Origin of the sequence: Microlunatus flavus (assembly GCF_900110855.1) — a bacterium.
GTDB classification, from domain to species: Bacteria; Actinomycetota; Actinomycetes; order Propionibacteriales; family Propionibacteriaceae; genus Microlunatus; species Microlunatus flavus.
In genome coordinates, this window is record NZ_FOFA01000010.1 from 168,405 (window position 1) to 190,214 (window position 21,810).

Consider the following 21,810-nt stretch of genomic DNA (forward strand, 5'->3'; position numbering starts at 1 on the left):
ACGCGGTCAGGCCAGCGTCGACACGAGGCTCGCCCACGCCTGATCGGCGGCTCCGACGACCGGACCGTCCTCCCCGAGGGCGGCCGGCACGAGGGGCGGCGGGCTCTGCCGCCGGTAGGCCATGAGCCCGGCCCGGTACGCGGCCCCGAGCTCGCGGGGCGCCGCGTCGAGCAGGTCCACGCCGAGCCCGGCGAGGGTGACGACGTCGGCGTCGATCCCGTTGACCAGCCCGGCGGTGCCCCGCCCGAGGGCGGCGGCCACAGCCTCGACGGCGTCGCGCTCCGGCGACCCGGGCACCGCTCCGCGGATCAACCGGCGCGCGTACGCGACGTGGTCGCGCGGCGCCGTACGCCCCAGGAGCCGGGCCAGCGCCGTCCCGTCGACGGCGGTCCCCCAGCAGCCTGCGGCCCCGCACGGGCAGGCGACGGCCGGGTCGCCGAACGGCATGTGCCCGAACTCCCCCGCGGCCCCGGTCGCCCCGCTCAGCGGGACACCGTGGTCGACGACGGCTCCGCCGAGCCCGGCCTCGACGCGGAGGTGGAGCACGACGGACGCGTCGGCCGCGGCCCCACGGCGCGACTCCGCCGCGGCGGCCAGCGTGGCGTCGTTGCCCGCGACGAGGACCGGCGCCTCGGGCCAGAGACGGCGCAGGTCCACGTCGCGCCAGCCGAGGGACACGGCGTCGGCCCGCAGAGCGGCCGACACCGGGCCGGGAACCGCCACGCCCAGCGCCCGTACGCGTCCGTCGTACGACCGGCGCAGCGCCTGGGCTGCGGCCGCCACCTCGGCGCGGACCGACTCCCACGTCGTGCTGCCGTGCTCACCCTGCTCGGCGGCCAGCACCCCGCCGCCGAGCTCGACCGCCCGGACCCGCCAGGCCGCGTGCGTGATCTCGGCGGCGAGCACGAGCGGTCCCTGGGGGTGCGCGGCGAGCAGGGTCGTCGGCCGGCCGCGCGAGCCGCTGGGCGGGGCGGGCGTCTCACCCAGCAGGCGGTCGTGCACGAGCCGCGCGACCACCTCCGCCGCGGCCCCGGTCCCCATCCCGACGACCCGGGTCGCCTCGGCCCGGGTCACCCCGGGGCGTGCGTGCACCACGCCGAGGAGGTCGGCTGCGCGCGTCGCCACGTCCCACTCCTTTTACTCGTCAAAAGAGTCTATTGTTCGAGGGTGCCTCGCCCCAGCCTCGCAGAGCGTCCGCCCGTCGACCGTCCACGCCCGTCGCTGGCGGCCTCGACCCACCGGCGGGGGCTGCCGTGAGCGTGCTGCTCGCGGCCGTGATGGTCGTCGCCCTCGGCACCTGGATCCCGCTCGCGCAGCTGCTCCCCGGCACCCCGGACCGGACCCGGCTCGTCTACGTCGCCGTCGGCAACGTGGTCTTCGCGGGTGCCGCCCTGCTCGTCGCCGGCGGCTCCGGCCTGAGCCTCGGGTGGCGCGGGTTCTGGCTGCCGATGATCGGCGGCGTCGTCTGGACGGCCGGCAACTACTGCGTCTTCCGGGCCTCGGCCACCATCGGGCTGGCCCGAGCGGCCGGGACCTGGACGCCGATCAACATCGTCTGCGCCTTCGTCTGGGGCGCGCTGCTGTTCGGCGAGCTCGACGGCTTCTCCGTCCTGCGCTTCGTTCTCCTCGGGGTCGCCTTCGTCGCCGTGGTGCTGGGCGTGCTGCTGATCTCGGGCTCGCAGGCGACGGCGCCGGAGGGCCTGGCCACCCCGGGCGGGAGCACCGCGCGACGCACCCGGCTGCTCTCGTCGGGACTGCTCTGGGCGATGGGCGCCGGCGTCCTGTGGGGCAGCTACTTCATCCCGGCGCAGTGGGCGGCGACGTCGGCGCAGGCGAGCAACTTCCCGCTCGCGCTCGGCATCCTCGTGGGCGCGCTGGCCCTGGCCCTCCCGGCCCGCGAACCGGTGCGGCTCGCCCCGCGCGCCCTGGCCGCCCAGCTCGGCGCCGGCGTGATCTTCGGGGTGGGCAATCTCACGCTGCTCGCGCTGGTCAGCCGCGTCGGCACGGGGACGGGCTTCACCATCGCGCAGCTCAGCCTCGCCGTGAACGCCGCCATCGGCATCTGGGTCTTCCACGTCCCGCGCCCGGGCACGAGCCAGGCCCGACGGGTGCTCGCCGGCATCGCCGTCGCCGGGATCGGCGGCGGGGTCATCGCCGCCATGCGGTGAGCACGCTCCCGCCGGCGACCGGCCGCACGCGCGCGGCGTACGGACCGGTCGTCGGGGTGGTCTAGCCGCCGGCGACCGCGGGGATGATCGAGACCTTGGCGCCGTCGGCGACCTCGGCCTCGAGGCCGCCGATGAAGCGCACGTCGTCGTCGCCGACGTAGACGTTCACGAAGCGGCGCAGCTTGCCCTCGTCGTCGAGGATCCGGCCCTTGATGCCCGGGTAGTCGGCGTCGAGCGACTCGAGGACGTGGCCGACGGTGTGGCCGCTGGCCTCGACCTCGTTCTGCCCGCCGGTGTAGGTGCGCAGGATGGTGGGGATGCGGACGTGGGCGCTCATGCGGTGTAGCTCCTCCAGAAGTCGGTGAACGCCTCGTAGCGCGGCGGGATCGTCGTCTTGGGGCCGACGTGGGACGCGACGGCGTCGAGCGTCTTGAGCCCGTCGCCGGAGTTGATGAAGACGGTCTCCGCGTCCGGGTCGAGGTCGCCCTCGGCGAGCAGCCGGGCCGTGACGCCCAGGGTGACGCCGCCGGCGGTCTCGGCGAAGATGCCCTCGTTCCGGGCGAGCCGCACGATGTTGCGCACCACGGTCTCGTCGTCGACGTCGGCGATGCGCCCGCCGGTGCGGCGCACGACGTCGAGCACGTACGGGCCGTCCGCCGGGTTGCCGATGGCCAGCGACTTCGCGATGGTGTTCGGCCGCACCGGGGCGACGACGTCGTGGCCGGCCTCGTACGCCTGCACGATCGGGGAGCAGCCGGTGGCCTGGGCGCCGAAGATCTTGACCGGCTTGTCCTCGACCAGCCCGAGCTTGATCAGCTCGGAGAAGCCCTTGTCGATCTTGGTCAGCTGCGAGCCGGACGCGACGGGCACGACGACCTGGTCGGGCAGGCGCCAGCCGAGCTGCTCGGCGATCTCGAAGGCCAGCGTCTTGGAGCCCTCGGCGTAGTAGGGGCGGACGTTGACGTTGACGAACGCCCAGCCCTCCTCCTCGCCGGCGATCTCGCTCGCGAGCTTGTTCACGTCGTCGTAGTTGCCGTCGATCGCGATCAAGGTCGTGTCGTAGACGGCCGAGGCGATGATCTTCTGCTGCTCGAGGTTCGACGGGACCATCACCACCGAGCGGATGCCGGCCCGCGCGGCCGCGGCGGCGACGGCGTTGGCGAGGTTGCCCGTCGAGGGGCAGGCGAGGACGTTCAGGCCGAGCTCGCGGGCCGCGGACAGCGCGACGGCGACGACGCGGTCCTTGAAGGAGTGCGTCGGGTTGCCCGAGTCGTCCTTCACCCACAGCTTGCGGACGCCGAGGTCGGCGGCGAGGTTGCCGGCGTCGACGAGCCGGGTGAAGCCCGGGTCGGTCGAGCGGAACGTGGCGATGTCGGCCGGCACCGGCAGCAGCGGCGCGTAGCGCCAGATGCTCTTGGGCCCGGACTCGATCTGCTCACGGGTGACCCGCGGGAAGTCGTAGCCGACCTCCAGCGGGCCGAAACACTCCATGCAGGCGTAGAACGGGCCGAGCGGGGACTTCTCCCCGCAGGCGCGGCACACGAGGTGGGTGGCGTTGCCGAAGGCTCCGTCGCGGACGCCGGCGGGCGGGGGAACCTGGGTGTCGAGCACCGCGGTCATGACGATTCGTCCTCACGCATCATCTGTCCCGGGCGACGGTCGCCCGAGCCGGAAGTGGCACCGTGTCTGGCTGTCAGCCGGTTGCCGGGGAGTCGTCGGGCCGGTCCCTCGTCCCCTCTGGATGAACGGGGACAACTCTAGGCAGGCTCGACGGAGATCCCTACCCGAGGTCCAGATGGTGTCCGGATGCTGAGCCCGCTGACCAGCAGGTGAGACAACGAGCCTGCTCTACGCTCGTCCCGTGCCCCAGGTCAGCCCGACGGCGTGGACCCCGGTCCCGCCCACACCCGCGGAACGACGGCGGCGCCGGGCCAACCTGGCGAACCTCTCCACCCCGCTCGGGCTGCTCGTCGCCCGCGTCGGACGCGCCCGCCGGCGCCCGGGCCCGTACGGCCTGGTGCTCGCCGAGGGCTACCGCTTCGGCTTCCCGGTGGCCAGCGCCTTCACCGTGGGCGACGTGATCATCACCGCGCACCGGTTCGACGCGCTGCTGGTCCTCACGCCCGACCTGCTCGTCCACGAGGAGCGGCACGCCCGCCAGTACGCCCGCTGCCTCGGCCTGCCCTACCTGCCGTTGTACGCGCTGGCCATGGGCTGGTCGGTGCTGCGGACGGGCGACCGGGCCTCGGGCAACGTCTTCGAGCTCGGTGCCGGGCTCGAGGCCGGGGGCTACGAGGAACGACCGCGCCGACCGGTCGTCCCCGCCCTGCGCGCAGCGGCCGTGAAGCTGCTGAGAGGTCTCCAGGACCGGCTCGCCTGACCCATCGCGAGGCTACGGTTCTCGACCGTGATCATCTGGTCCCGCTGGGGAATCCTCGTCGTCCTGATGGCCGGTCTCGGTGCCGGCTCCGGCTTCCTGCTGGGCGCGATCGTCGGCGCGCTCGTGCCCGGGCTCGCCGGCAGCCCGGCCCAGGGGCTGTTCGCCGGCCTGGGCCTGATCATCGGCGCGGTCTACACCTACCTGCTCGACCGCTTCGTGCTGACACCGCACCTGGACAAGCCGCGTCAGCAGTTCGTGATGCAGCAGCTGCCCCAGCCGGTGGGCGGGCAGACCTACCGGCAGGTCCCGCTGGTCCACCCCGAGACGGGCCAGCCGATCTGGGTGCAGCCGCGGTCGTCGCTGTTCTTCGTTCCGGTGCGCTACTGGCCCGCCATCCTGGCCTCGATCGGCGTGCTCGTGACCTTCCTCGGCTTCGTCAGCGTCGTCTGACCGCTCCCTCTCACCCCGCCGCCCACCAGGCGCCACCCGCAAGGCGCACCTCCCCCGACGCGGAACGACCCGGCCTGCACGAGGCAGGCCGGGCCGTCCGGGGTCAGCTGGAGGGCGTCAGCCCACGGTCACCGGGATGGTGACCTTCGTGCCGGTGTCCGTGGTCAGGACCAGCGTCCCCGCTCCCGGCGTCGCGTCGCGCGGCACCACGAGCGTGATGGTCGAGGACCCGTCCTCGACCGGGCTCGACCCGATCTCGGCGCCGTTCAGCGAAGCCGTGATCGACGTCGGGTTCTCGTCCGCGCCGGCGAAGTCGCCGCCCTCGGTCGGGCGGCTGCGGAAGTCCAGCGACGACACGTCGACGCTGGCGTCCGTCCCGGTCCCCAGCACGGTGGGCAGGCCCTTGACCTGCACGGCCTGCTTGGCGAAGGAGGGGCTGACCGGCGTCTCGGCCTTGATGTAGTCGGTCCACGAGTCGAGGTCCGACAGGCCGGTGTCCTTGCTGTTCGCCCCCTCGGAGAAGACGCGGAAGTTGTCCCCGCCCGCCGCCAGGAAGCTGTTCGTCGCCACGCGGTACGTCACCGTGGGGTCGATCGGCTTGCCGTCGACCGTGATCGACGTGATCCGTGAGCCCTGCGCGAGCGAGGCGTCGTAGGTGTAGGTCACATTCTTCGACAGGCCCAGCTGCAGGTAGTCCCGGCTCGGCGCGCTGCCGTCCGTCGTGGTCTGCCACTGCTGCTCGAGCAGCGTCTTGAACTGCGCCCCCGTCAGGTCGACGGTGAACAGCGAGTTCGCGAAGGGCAGGACCGACGCCGCCTCGCCGAAGGTGATGGCGCCCTCGTCGAGATCCGTTCGGATCCCGCCCGGGTTCTGCACGCCGATCTGCGCGCTGCCCCGCTCCGGCGACGACGTCGACGAGCGGTACATCTCCGCGACGAGGTCGCCGAGCGTCGACTCCTGGCCGCGGTCCTCCCCGCCGCCGCTGAACGCCCGCGTCAGCTCGTGCGTCGTCTCGCCGATCTTGACCGAGCCGAGCTCGTCGGCCCGGTCCAGCGCGGCGTCGACGATGCCGGCGATCCGACGCACCCGGGGATAGGCCGCGACGAGGTCGTCGTCGGAGACCTTGGTCGGTGCGAGGTTCTGCTCCGTGTGGGCGAGCACCTTCTTCGTCTTGGTGTCGACCGTCAGCGTCACCCGGGTGAGGAACGCCGCGTACGAGCCGCTCTGGGTGACCGGCCGCGTCGCACCCGCGACACCGGGGACCGGTGCGGAGTAGGCGTACGCCTGGTGGGTGTGCGCGGTGAAGATCGCCGCGACCTTCGACGAGGTGTCGTTGACGAGGTGGGCGAAGACCGGGCTCGCCTTGAGCTGGTCGTCCAGGCTCACGACCTGGGCGCCCGTGGTGGGGTCGAGCTGGGTCTTGGGCGCACCCTCGTGGTACTCCGCGACGACCACGTCGGCCTCGCCGTTGGACTTCTTGCCGTCCGTCAGCTGCTTGGCCACGCGGTTGACCGCGGTGACCGGGTCGCCGAACTCGACGTCCTTGATCCCCGCCGGCGAGACCAGCGTGGAGGTCTCCTGGGTGACGGCGCCGACGACGCCGACCTTGAGCCCGCCGCGGTCGACGATCGCGTACGTCGGCAGGGCGGGCGTGGTCGTGCCCTTCTTGTAGACGTTCGCGCCGAGGTAGGTCCAGTCGGCGGCGTCCCGCACGCGGCCGTCCAGGTCGGCGAAGCCGCGGTCGAACTCGTGGTTGCCCACGGCCGAGGCGTCGACGTCGGCGGCGTTCAGCACGTCGATCGTCGGCTGGTCCTGCTGCACCGACGAGGCGAAGAGCGAGGCCCCGATGCTGTCGCCCGCCGACAGCAGGACGGTGTTGCCCTCGCCCCCGACGGCCCGTTGCTGCTCGACGGTGCCGAAGAACTGCGTGGTGCCCGTGTCCCGCGAGCCGCGCGGCTGGATGCGCCCGTGGAAGTCGTTGAAGTTGAGCATCGTCAGCGTGGTCTCGCCGGCCTTGCCCTTCTTCAGCCCGACCTTCACCGGGTCGTGGTCGCTGGCGCGGTACGGGTTGCCGTCGGTGAAGTAGTCGACCGCGGTCGACTTGTAGCGGCTGTACTCCCGCAGCACCGGCTCGATGCTGTTGATGTTCCACACGCCGCTGCCCGTCATCCGCTCGTCGGCGGCCGGGTTGAGCAGCACGTGGTCGAGCGAGCCCGAGAGGCCGTCGAAGTTGTAGGAGTAGTCCTTCTGCTTGGCGGCGTTCGTCCAGCCGGCCGCGTAGAGCGTCTCGAGCGGGTCCTCGTGCGTGTAGGAGTTGAAGTCGCCGAGCATCGCGACGGCGTCGGTGCGCGCGTCGGTCTGCACGCCCGGCAGCCACGCCAGCAGCGCCTTCGCCTGCGCGACGCGGGCAGCGTTCCAGGCGCCCTGGCCCAGGTCCGCGTTCGGGTCGGCGGGGTCGTCGGGCGCGGAGCCCTTCGACTTGAAGTGGTTGACGACGACGAGCATCGGCGCCCCGCCGCCCATCGGCGTGAACTTCGCCGCGATCGGCGTCCGGGCGTTGCCGAACGGACCGGCTTCGGTCGCGTCCTTGCCGTCGGCGTACGCCTTGCCACCCCAGGTCACCTTCGCGGGCTGGAAGATCAGCGCGTTGGTGATCACGTCCTGGTCGGCGACCGGCTGCAGCTGGTCGGAGGAGGGGACGTAGGCCCACTTGGCCCGCCCGGCCGCCTTGTTGAGCGCGGCGACGAGCGTCTTGGTCGCCTCGTCGGCGGGCTCGCCGAGCTTGGCCGAGTTCTCGATCTCCATCAGGCCGGTGACGGAGGCGTCGAGGCTGTTGATCGCGTCGACGATCTTGTCCTGCTGCCGGCCGAGGTCGGCGGCGTCCCAGGCGCCGCGCTGGTCGCAGCCGCTGGCGACCGTGTTCGGCGTGCCGTCGCTGCTGACCGGGTTGGACTTGCAGGTCTTGCTCGCCGTGCCCAGCGTCGTGAAGTAGTTCAGGACGTTGAACGAGGCGACCGAGACGTCGCCCTTGACCGACGGAACCTTCTCGACGCTCTTGCGCGACAGCTTCGCGACCTCGTCGCCGGCGGCCGTCGGGCGGGTCGGGGTGAAGGTCCAGGCGTCGTTGCGGAAGTCGACGACCACCGGCTCGGTGAGCTTGGCGGTGTCGCCGACGCGGACGTCCTTGCTCCGCGTGATGTAGGGCGGGGTGCCGCGGTTGGCTGTCGAGTCGAACTTGGTCGTCAGCCCGTCGTCGAGCACGACCCGGCGCTCGGCGTTGCGCTCGGCCTGCTTGCGCTCGGCCTTGCTGCCCAGGCGCGCCTTGTCGGTCGGCTGCACCAGGCGGCCGCCGGTGGCGAGCCCGAGCTCGCCGTACGTGCCCAGGTTGTAGGTGTCGTTGACCGTCCACTTCTCCGTGCTGGAGAAGAGCATCGACTCGAGGTTCTCGCGGCGGTCGTACGTCGATGCCCAGGAGACGCCGCTGACCGGCTTGACCTTCTTGTACGACGCGTCCGACCTGGTCACGGTGACCTTGCCGGCGATCTCGGTCAGGCTGTCGGCCTCGGGGTCGTCGCTGCTCGGGAACTCCGCGACCGTTCCGCTGACGGTGACCAGGTCGCCGACCTTCACGTCGACGCCCGCCTTGCCCGTGTAGACGAACACGGCGTCGGAGGCCTTCTTGAGGCTGCGGTCCTTGCCGCCGGTGCCCGGCGTCTGGATCACGAACCCGCTCAGACCGCCGGTCGGGTAGGCCGCGGTCACGACCGACGGGGTCGTCGTGACGTCCTTGCCGACATAGGCGGAGAAGCGGCCGGTGCCCTGGATCATGGCGATCGGTAGCGGGGTGGCGGCCGACGCGGTGCTCGGCACGGCGACCAGCAGACCGCCCGCCAGGGCTCCGACGGCGACGGCGCTGGCGCTCGAGCGGCTCAGGCGCCGCCTCCAGGGACTGCTCCAGCGATGGGGGCTGGGGACGGGCAACGGGGTCTCCTCGCTCGTGGGGACGCCGACCGGGATGAGGGTCGGCGGGCGCGAGAACTGTCTCCCGGGGCACTGACAAAACTCAACCCCCCTGCGGGTGGAGCCTCTGAAACGTCACACGTCGTTCACACGGGCCGCCGCCCGGGCGAGCGCGGCCTGACGGACCAGGTGGTCGCGCTCGAGCGTGCTCGTGCAGCGCTCGGCCGCCCGCGCGTACGCCTCGGCGGCCTCCGGCAGATCGCCGGCCAGCCGCAGCAGGTAGGCCCGGGTGGCGTCCACCCGGTAGCGGCCCTTGAGCTCGGGGGCCACCCGCTCGACCTCGAGCAGCCCCGCCGACGCCCCGAGGACGTGGCCGACCGCCACGGCCCGGCTCAGGACCGCCGCCGGGTCGTCGCGCACCGGGTCAGGGCTCTGGGCCAGCAGCTCGTCGTACCAGGACAGGATCTGCGACCAGTCCGTCTCCGCCGCGGTCGTCGCGTCGTCGTGCAGCGCCGCGATGGCCGCCTCGACCTGGAACCGTCCCCGCCGCTGCTCCCCCAGCGCTCCCTGCAGGATCCGGACGCCCTCCGCGATCTCGTCGTGGTCCCACAGCGCGCGGTCCTGCTCGTCGAGCGGGACGAGCCGGCCGCCGACGACGCGCGCGCGGTGCCGGGCGTGGTGCAGCAGCATCAGCGCGAGCAGGCCGCGGACCTCCGGTTCCGGGCTCGCCAGCACCAGCTGGCGGGTCAGGCGGATCGCCTCCCGCGCGAGGTCGTGGCGCTCGTCGCCCTGGTGCCCGGTCGTGTAGGCGAGGTGCAGGACGTGCAGCACCACGGCGACGTCGGCCGGGGCGTCGAGCGAGCGGTCGCGCAGCGTCGCCTTGGCCCGGCTGATCCGCTGCGCCATCGTCGCCTCCGGCACGAGGAACGCGTCGGCGATCTCCCGCGTCGTCAGGCCCGCGACGGCCCGCAGCGTCAGCGCCACCGCCGACGTCGGCGACAGCTGCGGGCTCGCGCAGAGGAAGAGGAGCAGCAGGGTGTCGTCGGCCTGCTCGGTCGGGCCGGGTTCCGGCTCCTCGTCGACCCGCTCCTCCCGACGACGCCGGGCGGCCTCGCTGCGGACGGCGTCGGTCAGCCGGTGCACCGCCGCCCTGGTGAGCCACGCCCGCGGGTCGCGCGGCGGGCCCGTCGGCCAGGTCCGCAGCGCGTCGACGAGAGCCTCCTGCACCGCGTCCTCCGCACTCGCGAAGTCCGCCCCGCGCCGCAGCAGCGCCGTGATCACCTGGGGGACGAGGGCCCGCAGCAGGCCCTCGTCCATCACCTCACTCACTCGGCGTAGGAGGGAGGGGCCTCCATGATCTGGCGGATCTGGATCCACTCGTAGAGGGGCTTGCCGCCGGGTCCGGGCTCGGAGGAGACGTACGCGGCGATCTCGACCGCGCGGTCGTACGAGTCGACGTCGATCGCGTACCAGCCGGCGACGAGGTCACCCGTCTCCGGGTGCGGCCCGTCGCTGCGCACCGGCGCCGCGCCCGGGCCGCCGTAGCGGATCCACTCCTGGTCCATCGACAGGCCCTGGGCGTCGAGCCACTCGCCGCGCTCCTTGAGCATGACGTTCACGTGCTCGAGGAACGCCATGTGCGCCTCGATGTCGGCCGGGTCCCACTCCGGCATCGGCGGCACGGGCGTCGGCAGCTCGGGGCCGCCGCGGTAGTGCTTGAGCAGCAGGTACTTGGGCATCTCGTCGCTCCTTCGTGCTGGCCACGCCTCTCGCGGCCCTTCGCCGAGGAGACGGAGCCGGTTCAGCGTCCTCGACACGGTAGGGGATGCGGTTTTGGAGAAGGCTCGCTGAGCTCGTCGAAGGGCCTCGAAGAGGTCAGCGTTCTTGCCGAACCGCAGCCCTCAGCCGACAACCTCGGCGAACACCCCACCCTCCCCGAACGCGAGCCGGGCGAACCGCTCCCCCATCCGCACGTGCGCCTCCGGCCCCGGGTGCAGCCCGTCGGGCAGCGGCAGCGCCTCCGCGTCCGCCGGCCCGTACAGCTCGAACCCGTCCAGGTAGTGCAGGTGCGGGTCCGCCGACCGCCGCTCGACCAGCGACGCCAGCTCGCGCCGGATCACCTCGAGCGTGAGCTTGCCCGCCGCGACCTCGGCGGGGTCGCCCGTGGCGATGAACTTCACCTGATCCGTCCCCAGCGTCGCCGGGTCCACCGCGCCTGGTCCCGGCGTCGCCTCGTGGATGCCGCAGAAGATCGGCGACACCAGCAGCAGCGGGGTGTCCGGGTGCCCGTCGCGGATCGTGTCGAGGAAGCCGTGCACCGCCGGCACGAACGCCCGCAGCCGCATGGAGTCGAGGTTCACGACGTTGATGCCGAGCTTGACGCTGATGACGTCGGCCGTCGTGTCTCGGATGACCCGCGCGAGGAACGGGTCGATCAGTGCGCTGCCCCCCAGCCCGAGGTTGACCAGCTCGACGCCCGCACGCCGCGCCGCGACGGCGGGCCAGGTCTCGCTCGGCGCCGCCGCGTTGGAACCGTGGCTGATCGAGCTGCCGTGGTGCAGCCAGCGCGGCCTGGTCGACACCACCGGCTCCGTCGGGGCGTCGGTCCGTAGGGCGACCAGCTCGAGCCCCTCGTTGTGCGGGAGCCAGACCTCGACGATCTTGTCGCCCTCGGGCAGCCCGCTGAGGGCGGTCGTGTGCGACGGACCCCGCTCGTACGCCGTCGCGCCGGTCTGCAGGTCGACCACGACCGCGTCGCCGCCGTCGAGCACGTCCCGCGCGACGAAGCCGCCGTCCACGTAGACGTCGAAGCAGCCGCGCGCCCGATCGGCACCCCGGTACGCCACCCTCGTCAGGTGCGACACGAGCTCCAGCGTCGTCGCGCTCGTCCGCACCACCAGGCGCGCGCCGGCCGGCTGCGTTTCCATGGCCAGCAGCTGCCCGTCCGGGAACTGCTCGCGCACCCACGCCGGCAGCCGGTGCAGCCGGACGCCGCGGCCGGTGGGTTCGAGCTCGGCGACGCCGTGGACGTACGCGGTGCTGATCGGGGTGGTGATCGGCGTGGTGATCATGCGGGTGCTCCATCGAGGGTGGTCGGCCAGGCGCGGACGACGGCGTCCAGCGCGGTGAGGGTGCGCTGCCAGGAGGCCTCGGTGCCGGGCTCGCGGTGCGCGAACCCGCCCGAGCGCTCGAGCGCGAGGAAGCCGTTGACCGTCGCGCCCAGGAAGCGCGTCGCGTGCACGAGCTCGACCTCGGGCACGTCGTAGCCGCGCAGGACGGCCATCGTCAGCGTGGCGACGCGCACGGCACCGTTCGAGACGGCCGTCGTCGGTGACGCAGGCTGCTGCAGCGCGGCCCAACGTCCCGGGTGCTCGCGGGCGAAGGTTCGCTGGGCCTCGGCCAGCCCGATCAGCGCGTCGCGCCCGGCCTTGCCGGCGACGGCGTCGGCGATCCGGTCGGCCAGCTCCCCGAGGGCCAGCTCGTGCAGCCCCGCGAGCAGCTCGGCCCGGTCGCGCACGTGGTTGTAGAGGCTCGCCGTCTGCACCCCAAGTCGCCGCGCGACAGCCGAGAGCGTGACGACCTCGAACCCGACCTCGTCAGCCAGCTCCGCCCCGGCGGCGACGACTGCGCTGGTGGACAGGCTCGCTCGAGGCACCCCTCGAAACTAACACCTGTAGTTTGCGCCTACAAGTCGTAGGAGGAACGCTCCCTGAGCGTGTCGAAGGGTGTAGGAACGCTCCCTGAGCTTGTCGAAGGGCCTCGAAGAGGTCAGCGTTCCTCAGGAGAGACGAGAAGAAGAACCTCAGCGGTTCAGGTCGAACCCGAGCCGCTTCGCGGAGCGCGCCCGCTGCCGCGTCTCGCGCAGGCGACGCAGCCGCTTGACCAGCAGCGGGTCGACGGCGAGGGCCTCGGGCTTGTCGATGAGGGCGTTGAGCACCTGGTAGTAGCGGGTGGCCGACATCTGGAACTTCTCGCGGACGGCCTGCTCCTTGGCGCCGGCGAACTTCCACCACTGCCGCTCGAACGCGAGGATCTCCGCGTCGCGCTCGCTGAGCCCGGGTGCCTGCGCCGTCGACTGCGCCTGGTGGTCGGGGATCGCCATGGGTCGAAGCGTACGCAGCGAATGACAGTCGTGTCATTCGCCTCGCCGCATCCGAGGTGCTGCCGGGCGCACGTCGGCACGGTCGCGTCCCTAGGCTCGTGCCCGTGATCCTGCGCATGAAGGGCGTGGTGCAGCCGTACGCCTGGGGCTCCAAGACCTTCCTTCCCGTGCTGCTCGGGACCGAGCCGACCGACGAGCCGCAGGCCGAGCTCTGGCTGGGGGCGCACCCGAGCGCGCCGGCGACCCTCGACGGCCGCTCGATCGACGAGGTGATCGCCGCCGACCCGAAGGGCGTGCTGGGCGCGAAGTCGGTCGAGGAGTTCGGGCCGCGGCTGTCCTACCTGCTCAAGGTTCTCGCCGCCGACGAGCCGCTGTCGCTGCAGGCACACCCGTCGCGCCAGCAGGCCGAGGAGGGTTACGCGCGCGAGGAGAAGGCCGGGGTCGCCCGCGACGCGAAGGACCGGCTCTACAAGGACGACTGGCCCAAGCCCGAGCTGCTCTGCGCCCTGATCGAGTCTGAGGCGCTCTGCGGCTTCCGGGCCCCTGCGCGCACGTACGCCCTCGTCTCCCAGCTCGGCGCACCGCGGACCGCCGAGCTGCTCGCACCGCTCGCCGACGACTCGGTGCCCGAGCCGGAACGTATCGAGCAGGTCTTCTCGAAGGTCATGCGCCTCGAGGACCCGGAGTCGTACGTGTCCGAGCTCCGCTCGGCCGCCGATGCGCTCGGCGACTCGCCCGACGCCGAGGTCGCCCTGCTGGCGGACACCGTCCGGATCCTGTCCGACCACTACCCCGCGAACCCGGGCGTCCTGGCCGCCTTACTGATGAACCGGGTGAAGCTGCAGCCCGGGGAGGCGATGTTCCTCGACGCGGGCAACCTGCACGCCTACCTGCACGGCGCCGGCATCGAGATCATGGCCAACTCCGACAACGTCCTGCGCGGCGGCCTCACCAGCAAGCACGTCGACGTCGAAGAGCTCGTCTCGATCCTCGACTTCTGCCCCATCGCCGACGACCGCATCGAGCCCGAGCCCGTCTCCCCCGGGGTCGACCGCTACCCCACCCCGGCGACCGAGTTCGCCCTCTGGCGCCTGTCTCCGTCAGGTTCGTCCGTCGAGGTGCCGGCGACCGAGTCTGGTCGCGCCCTTGTGGTGACCGACGGCTCGGTAACGCTCTCGTCGGACGACCCCGACATCACCGTCGAGCGCGGCCAGGCGGCGTTCCTCGACGCAGGCACCTCGGCGACCGCGTCGGGCGACGGCACGGCCTTTCTCGCCGGTCCAGGCCTCTGACGCCGCGCCTGGTCAGCCCGCCCTTCGGTACCCTGTCCTCACCCTGCTGGCGTGGCGCAATTGGTAGCGCACCTGTCTTGTAAACAGGCGGTTGTCGGTTCGAGTCCGACCGTCAGCTCCAAGCGCGAACAGCTCCATCACGCATCTGTGCAGACCGGTGCTAGACGCCCGGGCGCCACGACCCGGGTACCCCTACGAAGCCGGAACTCTGGCATCTTCGAGTAGGTTTCAACCATGAGTCAAGTGGTGGTCGGAAGCGGCACGACCCGACGTCGAAATCGCAAGTCAGGCCCGCAGAAGCACTTTCGCCTCGGCGTATCCGGGTTCAAGGCGGTCCGCGAAGAGGTGGCAATCGATATCGCCCCACTGACCGTGATCGCCGGTGCCAATAGTTCCGGAAAGTCTAGCTTCATGCAGCCGTTCCTGATGCTGAAACAAACGCTCGAGGCAAGTTTCGATCCTGGAGCCATCCTTCTCTACGGTCCGAACGTAAAATTCACGGACCAGAGCCAGCTGCTTTCGAGGGGCGCCGCAAAGGCCGACACCGTCTCCAACTTCAAAGTGATCTTCGGGAGGGAGAACACGACTCGGGTACTTCAGTTCGAACCCGGTTCAGAGGGCTTTGTCGTAGCCAAAGATACTCGGATTTTGAACGATAGCGAACTATCGTTGAGTGCTACTCCCACAGCCGCAGAGATGAAGAAGGTTAGGGGACTATTTGGCGACAAGCTCGAGGAGGTGAGAAAGAGCTTCTCGAAGACCTTGGCCGGAGGAGGCCAACATTGGGACCTAGTGACCTCACGGAACAGATTCTTTCTAGATCCGGGCATCAGCCTCGTGCGCGACGCAGATTCCCACGGCGGCGTCACGTCTATATCGATCTCGGTCGGCATCGACGACGACTCAAGTTCGAGCGATGAATGGATCAACCTGCTACAGGGGATAATCCACGTTCCCGGCCTACGTGGAAATCCAGAACGAGCCTACTCGAGGTCTGCGGTTGGCGAAACCTATCCGGGAACGTTTGAAACGTATGTTGCAAGCATAATTCATAGTTGGTTGAATCCGTCGCCGAAAGACAAGGAGCCAGCCGCCAAGGCACTAGCTGGCCTCACGAGCGACCTCAATCTACTAGGCCTGACCTGGAAGGTGGCGACTCGCCGGGTGAATGATGCTTCACTCGAGCTTCTAGTCGGTCGGCTCTCGCACGCGAGGCAGGGCGGCGCTTGGGATTTAGTGAGCGTTGCCGACGTCGGATTTGGCGTCAGCCAAACTTTGCCAGTACTTGTAGCGCTACATGCCGCCGAGCCCGGGCAACTCGTTTACATCGAGCAACCCGAGATTCACCTACATCCACGCGCTCAATTGGCGCTTGCCGAATGCCTTGTCAGTGCAACAAAGCGGGGTGTCACGATGATCATTGAGACACATAGCTCACTTCTGGTCCGTGGCATTCAGACCCTCGTCGCACGCAAGGTAGCGCGACCTAGAGACGTATCACTCAATTGGTTCGACCGCGACCCCGAGACCGGGGTTACGGTAGTCAGCAAGGCCGACTTGGACAGAGAGGGAAGATTCGGAGATTGGCCCGTTGACTTCGACGAAATATCTCAAGATGCCGACTGGGCTTATCTTGAAGCTGTGAGCCAAGCCCAATGAAGCCGCAGTTCAAGAACCACATCCTCGTTGACGCGAACATAGCCAAGAGTGCGACGGAGCCCGCTACCAACTCAACGGCGGCAGCATGCCGCAACGTAGCGCGTGTGCTGGAGAAACGGGACTGTCCCGTCGGAATTGCCATGACTCCGGTATTACTAGCCGAATGGCGGCGTCACGCTAGTAAAATCATGACTCGATGGCTCGTAGTGATGGAGACTCGAGGGCGCGTTAATCACAAGCCCGATAAGCGAGTCGGAAGCGTCCGACGAGATGTAGCGAAAGTCAGGGATGAGGGCATCAAGGAGGCTCTCGAGAAGGACATGCACCTCACGGAAGCTGCTATAACCTATTCCTGGCCTGTGATATCGCGGGATCATCGGCAGAAGCGTTACCTCAAGTTGCTGCACGAAGGTGGGAACGGGGATGTGGGCCGGATACACTGGGCTAACCCAATTCTTGACGCCGACTGGGAACGTTGGCTGATGGCCGGGTGCGACCAGGTGTACGACTTCCGGTGCCAATCTTTATGAATCTTTCTTGAAACGTCGGAAGAAGAGCTGGAAATCTGTCTGCGATCGATCTCCGAGCCGGGAGTCCACGGGGAGCCAACGGCGCTCCTCTCCGAGCCGCAACGCCGGAGAGGAGGACTGCGGCAAGTTGTATCAGCGCGATAGCAAGTAAGCTCGACAATCTTTCCTGGGTGAACCAGCGATGGCAACTGCCGGCGGGAAAGGGACAGCGAGCCTTCACGCCAGATCGATCGGGACGTATTCGGAGCGGCTGCAGCGGTCAACTAATCGATCAGCGGCAATAGCACAGCACCCGCTGTTCCACCTGCGCCCGACTGCAGTTCCAGCGTCCCGCCCTGGGCCTCGGTCACGGCCTTGACCACGCTCAGGCCCAAGCCGGCAGTCCGGCCGGGGCCGAGGTTCTTGGTCGTCACGAACGGTTCGAACGCGCGGTCGACAACCTCGGGGGCGAGCCCGGGTCCAGTGTCCGAGACCCGGAACTCGATGTGGCCATCGACGGCCTCCGTCCGCACCTGCACTGGCGTTCCGGGCGGAGTGTGAGTTCGCGCGTTCACCACCAGCGCCAGCAACGCCTGCGTCAGCCGGTCCTCGTCGCCCAAAGCGACGACCGGCGGGGCGTCGAGGATTTCCACCTCGGCATAGCCGAGGCCCGCGACGCGGTCGCGCAGTGCGTCGATCACGTCGGGTGCGAACACCGGGCCGATCTCAACGGCCGTCCCGTCCGCACCCGCGTTGAGTGCCGTCAGGTCGTCGACGATGCGCCCGAGCCGATCCAGCTCGCGACGTGCGACCGCCGCAGTGTCGGCGGCCGTCTGGCCGTCCGCCGGACCGAGGGTCTCGAGCAGCTCGAGGTGACCGCGGGCGACGGCAAGCGGCGTCCGCAGCTCGTGGGAGATTGCGGCGAGGAGCTCGGTGCGCTTCTGCTCGTCCGCGTGGATGCGGTCGAGCATGCGGTTGAACTCCGCCGCCGTTGCGGCGACCTCGTCCTGGCCACCCGGCTCGGGCACCCGGCTGCTGAGGTCTCGCAGGTCGACCGAACGCGCGGCGTCTGCGAGCTCGTGCACCGGCCGGAGCGCTTTGCGCAGCGCGAGCAGCAGCACCACACCACCGAGGACGAGGCCCGCGGCGCTGGCCAGCCCAATCCGGACGAACGCCTGCCTCGCCTGGTCCAAGCCCGGCGCGAGCGGCCCGTACACCGACACGACGGCGACCTGTGCTCCCCGGCTGACGACGGGCGTGCGGAGGACACGCAAAGGTCCGGCCTCCGACGAGACCGTGAGGAGCCGTCCGTCCACCCCGGGCGGCAGCGCACCCGAACGGTTCAGCTCGACGAGCTCGGGCGGCCCGTCCTGCGTGCTGACGGTGCGTGAACCAAGGGTGATGACGGTCAGGTGCTGCTGGCTGCCGGGGTGGAGCGCGAGGTACTGCTGAACCGCCCGATCGACCTGAGCCGCATCGGCGGTCCCGTCGGAGCCAGCAGCGGCGGAGAGCTGATCCGGGAGCCCGAGCGCCAGCGCGCTGACCTCCCGGCGCAGGACGGAGTCGAGGTCCTGGCGCTGCTCCACCCGGATGAGCTGAGCGGTCAGGAGGGCGGCAGCGAGCATCGTCACGGCCAAGGTGGCGAGTGCGATGGCCGCGATGCGGAGGAACAGCGACCCGCGCATCAGGTCACCAGCCGGTAGCCGGCGCGGCGCACGGTCTGGATCCGGTCCGCGCCGATCTTGCGGCGCAGGTGGCGCACGTAGGTCTCGACCACGTTCGACGCGCCCTCGAAGCCGTAGCCCCACACCTGGTCGAGCAGCTGCGTCTGCGACAGCACCTGCCCGGGGTGGCGCAGCAGCACCTCCAGCAGCGTGAACTCCCGCGAGGACAGCGTCGCGGTCTTGCCGTCGACGCGCACCTCCCGCGTGCGGACGTCGAGGGTGAGGCCACCACCTTCGAGGAGCACGGGCGAGGCCTGGTCGGGCCGGCGGAGCTGGACGCGGACGCGGGCCAGCAGCTCGCTGAAGCTGAACGGCTTGACGACGTAGTCGTTCGCGCCGGCCTCGAGGTTGGTCACGCGGTCGCTGACCGCGCCCTTGGCGGTAAGGACGATGACCGGCAGCGCGGGGCGTACGGAGCGGAGCCGGGTCAGCACCTGCTCGCCGGGCAGGCCGGGCAGGCCGAGGTCGAGGATGACGAGCTCGACGTCCTCGTGCTGCGCGAGCTGCAGGCCGCTCAGGCCGTCCGCGGCCACGACGACCGTGAAGCCGGCCGACTCCAGCCCACGGCGGACGAAGTCGGAGATCCCGACCTCGTCCTCGATCACGACGACCAGCGCCACGCCTGCTCCCCCGTCCCGGTCTCGCGCACTCAGTCGCGCCGCTGGTCGAGGACGGTGCCGTCGGCGGCGAGCAGCACGTTGTGCTCGGCGCCCTGGGCGTCGACCACCGTGGCTTCCCAGGCGACGTTCCCGGCGCGTACGCGCTCGAGCTCGGTCACCCGCGAGCCCGGTCCGACCGCGTCGATCGCGTTGGCGCGGACGACGTCGGCGGACACCCCGGCGGTGTCGGTGGCCGGGGGCTGCCAGGGCGGCGTACCGCCGGCGCTGTCGCGGTAGGTGAGGTCGTTGAGCACGAAGACGTCGGCGTCGTCGCCGTCCTCGTCGAGGCGGACGTTGGCGACGACCTCCTGGCCGACGAGGCCCTCGAGCTCGGCGAGGAGAGGTTCGGTGGAACCGTCCCCGTCGAAGTCGGCCGTAGCCGGCGCGGTGATCACCCAGGCGTCGGGCCCGAAGTCGAGCTCGACGTTGTCGAGGACGAACTCGGCGGTGTCGCCTCCTCGCTCGAGGACGCCGCTCAGGCGGGTGAGCGCCTGGACCTGCTCCTGGGTGGGACCTCCAGCGGCACCGGTGACCGGCGGTGCGGCGCTGACCTCGTCGACGACGACGGGAGCGACGGCCTCGGACGGGTCCGGCCGGGTCAGCAGCCACACGAGGACGGCCAGTACGGCGACGCCGAGCGCGACCAGGGCGGCCGTGGTCAGGCGGCGCCGGGTCGGCCGGGTGGTCGTGGCGGTGGGCATCGGTTCCTCCTCGTGAGGGTTCATTGTCCGGGTTCGCACCAGCGGGACCGTCACGCCGACGGCCCCGCCCATGCGACGCGCTGCCCTTCGACAGGCTCAGGGCGCGTCGACAGGCTCAGAGAGCGTCGACAGGCTCAGGGAGCGCGGGCTCAGTCGTCGTCGCCGCGGTACTGGCGCTCCCAGCGGTCCTCGACCCGGTCGGACGCGCTGCCCTGGCGCGTGATGTCGTCGCCGGCGCCGCCGGAGAGCTTGTCGCTGGCGCCGTTGCCCTCGAGCAGGTCGTTGCCGGCCTTGCCGTAGAGGCGGTCCTTGCCGCTGTCGCCCTCGAGGCGGTCGTTGCCGGTGTAGCCGTCGAGCAGGTCGTTGCCGCTGCCGCCCTCGAGGTCGTCGTCGCCGGAGGAGCCGAAGACGCGGTCGTTGCCCGAGCCGCCGTCGATCTCGTCGTTGCCGGTGCTGCCCTGCAGCCAGTCGTTCCCGGAGCCGCCGTCGATCTCGTCGTCGCCGGCGTTGCCGCAGATGGTGTCGTTGCCGCCGTTGCCGTCGATCTCGTCGTGGCCGCCGAGGCCGACGATGACGTCGTCGCCGCTCGTGCCCTCGATGTCGTCGGAACGCTCGGTGCCGACGATCGTGGCGACCTTGCCGTTGCAGGTGTACGTCGCGGCCAAGGCGGAGGTCGGGACGGCGAAGGCGAGGCCGACCGCGGTGAGCAGGCCCGCGCCGGTCAGGGCGGTGACGCGCTTGAGCGAGCCAAGACGAGGGCTGAAGCGGGAGGCGAAGGGGGCGGTGACGGACATGGCGGCTGCTCCTGAGGTTCTCGGTCGGTCTCTCCGACGTCCCCTACTTCATCGAGCAGCGCTGACGCGTCCCTGTCACGAAGATGACAGTCCTGTCAGGTGGCGCCGCGGTTGATCCAGCACCATCGACCCTGGCGCTCTCGTCCGGCCAGGGCCACACTCATCGGATGGCCGACTGGTCGCCGCTTCGCGAGCGGCTGAGATCGATCGACGACGAAGTCACGATGAGCTGGCAGGAGCTCGACGAGCTGGTGGGAGGACTCCCTCCCTCCGCCTACGAGCACCGCGCCTTCTGGGGAGGAAAGCGCTCTGGGTGGTCCGGCTTCAGTGCGAGCCAGGTTCAGGTCGGGAGGTCTGTGACCTTCCTACGGCGGACGGACGACTCGTCCGGCACACCAGCAATTCAGCGCGCCGCGCCTGACCTACAAACTCGTTCTGGCGACGTCGTACTCGTCGGCTGCGTCAAGAGCAAGCTCGACCATCCCGCAGCGGCTCGCGATCTCTACACCTCGACGCTCTTTCGCAAGGCGCGTGCCCATGCCGAAGGGCTGGGCAAGCCGTGGTTCATCCTCTCGGCCGAACACGGCCTCATCGATCCCGACACCACCATTGCGCCCTACGACCTCCGACTGGCGAATACCTCGCTCTCCTACCGTCAGCGGTGGGGCACGCAAGTGGTGGAGCGCCTCAGCAGTGTCCTGGGGCCGCTTGACCGACTCGTCGTCGAGGTTCATGCCGGCCGCGCGTACGTGGACGCTGTTCGGGGACCATTGACCGCTAGGGGCGTCGCAGTCCTCGATCCTCTGCTGGGGCTTCGGCAAGGTGAACGTCAGCAGTGGTACAGGCGCATGGCTGCCAAGAAACCCGAGCACCCGGCGGTCGACTTCGAGGCGCTGATCACTCAACTCGCCGACCGCGGACGAGCACGACGGCCTAGCGAGCTGGATCGGAAGCACCTGTTGGTCCCCGGGCTCTACAGCTGGTGGGTCGACGACACTGGCGCTGCCGACCTCGAGGGCGGACTACGTCATCCCGTGCATGCAGGGCTCATCTACATCGGACTCGCGGGGGCGGCGAAGAACACGCTCTGGGGTCGGCTCGTGGGGATGCACCTCGGCAAGAGGCACTCCTTCTCGACCTTGCGTCGCACTCTTGGCGCAGTGCTCGCCGAGCTGCGCGGCGACCCCGCGATCGACGAGCCGGCGCTCACGGCCTGGATGCACGACCACTCCGGGTGGTCGCACTGCCCGTGGCCGACCCAGCAACGTTGGACGCAGCCGAGACGGCCGTCCTTGAACAGCTGGATCCTCCGCTCAACCTGGCGAAGATGAGCAGGACCCCGCTTCGAGCTCGACTGACCGAGCTCCGCAAGCGCTACTCGACCTCGCTGTACCTAGCCCACCCAGAGGCAA

General features: G+C 70.4%; 19 protein-coding genes, 1 tRNA gene and 1 riboswitch. Of the genes, 7 read left to right on the top strand and 13 right to left on the bottom strand.

What is annotated here, in order from left to right; translation table 11 throughout:
- Positions 1-6: 6 nt before the first annotated feature.
- Entirely contained in the window at positions 7-1,125 is a 1,119-nt protein-coding gene (locus tag BMY04_RS19755) for an ROK family protein (RefSeq protein ID WP_091185600.1), read from the bottom strand.
- A gap of 128 nt (positions 1,126-1,253) precedes the next feature.
- On the opposite strand from BMY04_RS19755, the gene BMY04_RS19760 reads away from it, so the two are divergent.
- Entirely contained in the window at positions 1,254-2,168 is a 915-nt protein-coding gene (locus tag BMY04_RS19760; RefSeq protein WP_091185605.1) for a GRP family sugar transporter, read from the top strand.
- 61 nt (positions 2,169-2,229) lie between these two features.
- On the opposite strand, the gene BMY04_RS19765 is transcribed toward BMY04_RS19760, so the two are convergent.
- Together BMY04_RS19765 and thrC are read right to left on the bottom strand one after the other, a co-directional pair.
- Positions 2,230-2,505 (bottom strand): ubiquitin-like small modifier protein 1, encoded by a 276-nt coding sequence (locus BMY04_RS19765; protein WP_091185608.1) that lies wholly within the window; start codon positions 2,503-2,505, stop codon positions 2,230-2,232.
- Entirely contained in the window at positions 2,502-3,788 is a 1,287-nt protein-coding gene (gene thrC, locus BMY04_RS19770; RefSeq protein WP_091185611.1) for a threonine synthase, read from the bottom strand. Before thrC ends, BMY04_RS19765 begins: the two co-directional genes overlap by 4 nt.
- 16 nt (positions 3,789-3,804) lie before the next feature.
- Positions 3,805-3,916: riboswitch (SAM riboswitch) on the bottom strand.
- Between the two features lie 113 nt (positions 3,917-4,029).
- Between thrC and BMY04_RS19775 the strand changes: the two genes are divergently transcribed.
- Both BMY04_RS19775 and BMY04_RS19780 read left to right on the top strand, forming a co-directional pair.
- Positions 4,030-4,548 carry a hypothetical protein gene (locus tag BMY04_RS19775; RefSeq protein WP_198410294.1) on the top strand — a complete coding sequence of 173 codons (519 nt, stop codon included), beginning with the start codon at positions 4,030-4,032 and terminating at the stop codon, positions 4,546-4,548.
- Positions 4,549-4,575: 27 nt separating this feature from the next.
- On the top strand, positions 4,576-4,998 hold the full coding sequence (locus BMY04_RS19780; protein ID WP_091185616.1) for a hypothetical protein: 423 nt from the start codon (positions 4,576-4,578) through the stop codon (positions 4,996-4,998).
- 117 nt (positions 4,999-5,115) lie between these two features.
- On the opposite strand, the gene BMY04_RS19785 is transcribed toward BMY04_RS19780, so the two are convergent.
- The 6 genes from BMY04_RS19785 to BMY04_RS19810 all read right to left on the bottom strand — a co-directional run bounded on the left by BMY04_RS19785 (position 5,116) and on the right by BMY04_RS19810 (position 13,060).
- On the bottom strand, positions 5,116-8,979 hold the full coding sequence (locus BMY04_RS19785; RefSeq protein ID WP_091185620.1) for an ExeM/NucH family extracellular endonuclease: 3,864 nt from the start codon (positions 8,977-8,979) through the stop codon (positions 5,116-5,118).
- Between the two features lie 114 nt (positions 8,980-9,093).
- Positions 9,094-10,287 (bottom strand): RNA polymerase sigma factor, encoded by a 1,194-nt coding sequence (locus tag BMY04_RS19790; RefSeq protein WP_232506529.1) that lies wholly within the window; start codon positions 10,285-10,287, stop codon positions 9,094-9,096.
- Positions 10,284-10,697 (bottom strand): YciI family protein, encoded by a 414-nt coding sequence (locus BMY04_RS19795; RefSeq protein ID WP_091185627.1) that lies wholly within the window; start codon positions 10,695-10,697, stop codon positions 10,284-10,286. Before BMY04_RS19795 ends, BMY04_RS19790 begins: the two co-directional genes overlap by 4 nt.
- Positions 10,698-10,859: 162 nt before the next feature.
- Positions 10,860-12,029, bottom strand: coding sequence for an SGNH/GDSL hydrolase family protein (locus tag BMY04_RS19800; protein ID WP_170854234.1), 1,170 nt, complete (start codon positions 12,027-12,029; stop codon positions 10,860-10,862).
- Entirely contained in the window at positions 12,026-12,613 is a 588-nt protein-coding gene (locus BMY04_RS19805; RefSeq protein WP_091185630.1) for a TetR/AcrR family transcriptional regulator, read from the bottom strand. The genes BMY04_RS19800 and BMY04_RS19805 overlap by 4 nt, the downstream gene beginning before the upstream one ends.
- A gap of 147 nt (positions 12,614-12,760) precedes the next feature.
- Positions 12,761-13,060: a DUF3263 domain-containing protein gene (locus BMY04_RS19810; RefSeq protein ID WP_091185634.1), complete on the bottom strand. Its 300-nt coding sequence runs from the start codon at positions 13,058-13,060 to the stop codon at positions 12,761-12,763.
- Between the two features lie 104 nt (positions 13,061-13,164).
- Here BMY04_RS19810 and manA point away from each other — a divergent pair, with 104 nt between their 5' ends.
- The 3 genes from manA to BMY04_RS19825 all read left to right on the top strand — a co-directional run bounded on the left by manA (position 13,165) and on the right by BMY04_RS19825 (position 16,011).
- Positions 13,165-14,352, top strand: coding sequence for a mannose-6-phosphate isomerase, class I (manA, locus tag BMY04_RS19815; RefSeq protein WP_198410295.1), 1,188 nt, complete (start codon positions 13,165-13,167; stop codon positions 14,350-14,352).
- A gap of 45 nt (positions 14,353-14,397) precedes the next feature.
- Positions 14,398-14,473, top strand: a tRNA-Thr gene (locus BMY04_RS19820).
- Positions 14,474-14,586: 113 nt separating this feature from the next.
- Positions 14,587-16,011 carry an AAA family ATPase gene (locus BMY04_RS19825; protein ID WP_139210013.1) on the top strand — a complete coding sequence of 475 codons (1,425 nt, stop codon included), beginning with the start codon at positions 14,587-14,589 and terminating at the stop codon, positions 16,009-16,011.
- Positions 16,012-16,804: 793 nt separating this feature from the next.
- Here BMY04_RS19825 and BMY04_RS19830 read toward each other — a convergent pair.
- From BMY04_RS19830 to BMY04_RS19845, 4 genes are all read right to left on the bottom strand, one after another.
- Positions 16,805-18,205 (bottom strand): sensor histidine kinase, encoded by a 1,401-nt coding sequence (locus tag BMY04_RS19830; RefSeq protein ID WP_091185641.1) that lies wholly within the window; start codon positions 18,203-18,205, stop codon positions 16,805-16,807.
- Positions 18,205-18,864 (bottom strand): response regulator transcription factor, encoded by a 660-nt coding sequence (locus BMY04_RS19835; RefSeq protein WP_091185644.1) that lies wholly within the window; start codon positions 18,862-18,864, stop codon positions 18,205-18,207. The genes BMY04_RS19830 and BMY04_RS19835 overlap by 1 nt, the downstream gene beginning before the upstream one ends.
- A gap of 29 nt (positions 18,865-18,893) precedes the next feature.
- Positions 18,894-19,604 (bottom strand): hypothetical protein, encoded by a 711-nt coding sequence (locus BMY04_RS19840; RefSeq protein ID WP_091185646.1) that lies wholly within the window; start codon positions 19,602-19,604, stop codon positions 18,894-18,896.
- A gap of 149 nt (positions 19,605-19,753) precedes the next feature.
- A complete protein-coding gene (locus BMY04_RS19845) occupies positions 19,754-20,398 on the bottom strand; it encodes a calcium-binding protein (protein ID WP_091185650.1) in 645 nt (214 codons plus the stop codon).
- 167 nt (positions 20,399-20,565) lie between these two features.
- Here BMY04_RS19845 and BMY04_RS19850 point away from each other — a divergent pair, with 167 nt between their 5' ends.
- A complete protein-coding gene (locus tag BMY04_RS19850; RefSeq protein WP_198410296.1) occupies positions 20,566-21,729 on the top strand; it encodes a DUF6884 domain-containing protein in 1,164 nt (387 codons plus the stop codon).
- Positions 21,730-21,810 lie beyond the last annotated feature (81 nt).

Excerpts from the sequence above, each read along its gene's own strand:
- BMY04_RS19825 (WP_139210013.1), top strand. The coding sequence starts at position 14,587 with ATGAGTCAAGTGGTGGTCGGAAGCGGCACGACCCGACGTCGAAATCGC.
- BMY04_RS19765 (WP_091185608.1), bottom strand. The coding sequence starts at position 2,505 with ATGAGCGCCCACGTCCGCATCCCCACCATCCTGCGCACCTACACCGGC.
- BMY04_RS19795 (WP_091185627.1), bottom strand. The coding sequence starts at position 10,697 with ATGCCCAAGTACCTGCTGCTCAAGCACTACCGCGGCGGCCCCGAGCTG.
- BMY04_RS19850 (WP_198410296.1), top strand. The coding sequence starts at position 20,566 with ATGGCCGACTGGTCGCCGCTTCGCGAGCGGCTGAGATCGATCGACGAC.
- thrC (WP_091185611.1), bottom strand. The coding sequence starts at position 3,788 with ATGACCGCGGTGCTCGACACCCAGGTTCCCCCGCCCGCCGGCGTCCGC.
- BMY04_RS19845 (WP_091185650.1), bottom strand. The coding sequence starts at position 20,398 with ATGTCCGTCACCGCCCCCTTCGCCTCCCGCTTCAGCCCTCGTCTTGGC.
- BMY04_RS19830 (WP_091185641.1), bottom strand. The coding sequence starts at position 18,205 with ATGCGCGGGTCGCTGTTCCTCCGCATCGCGGCCATCGCACTCGCCACC.
- BMY04_RS19840 (WP_091185646.1), bottom strand. The coding sequence starts at position 19,604 with ATGCCCACCGCCACGACCACCCGGCCGACCCGGCGCCGCCTGACCACG.
- BMY04_RS19800 (WP_170854234.1), bottom strand. The coding sequence starts at position 12,029 with ATGATCACCACGCCGATCACCACCCCGATCAGCACCGCGTACGTCCAC.
- BMY04_RS19810 (WP_091185634.1), bottom strand. The coding sequence starts at position 13,060 with ATGGCGATCCCCGACCACCAGGCGCAGTCGACGGCGCAGGCACCCGGG.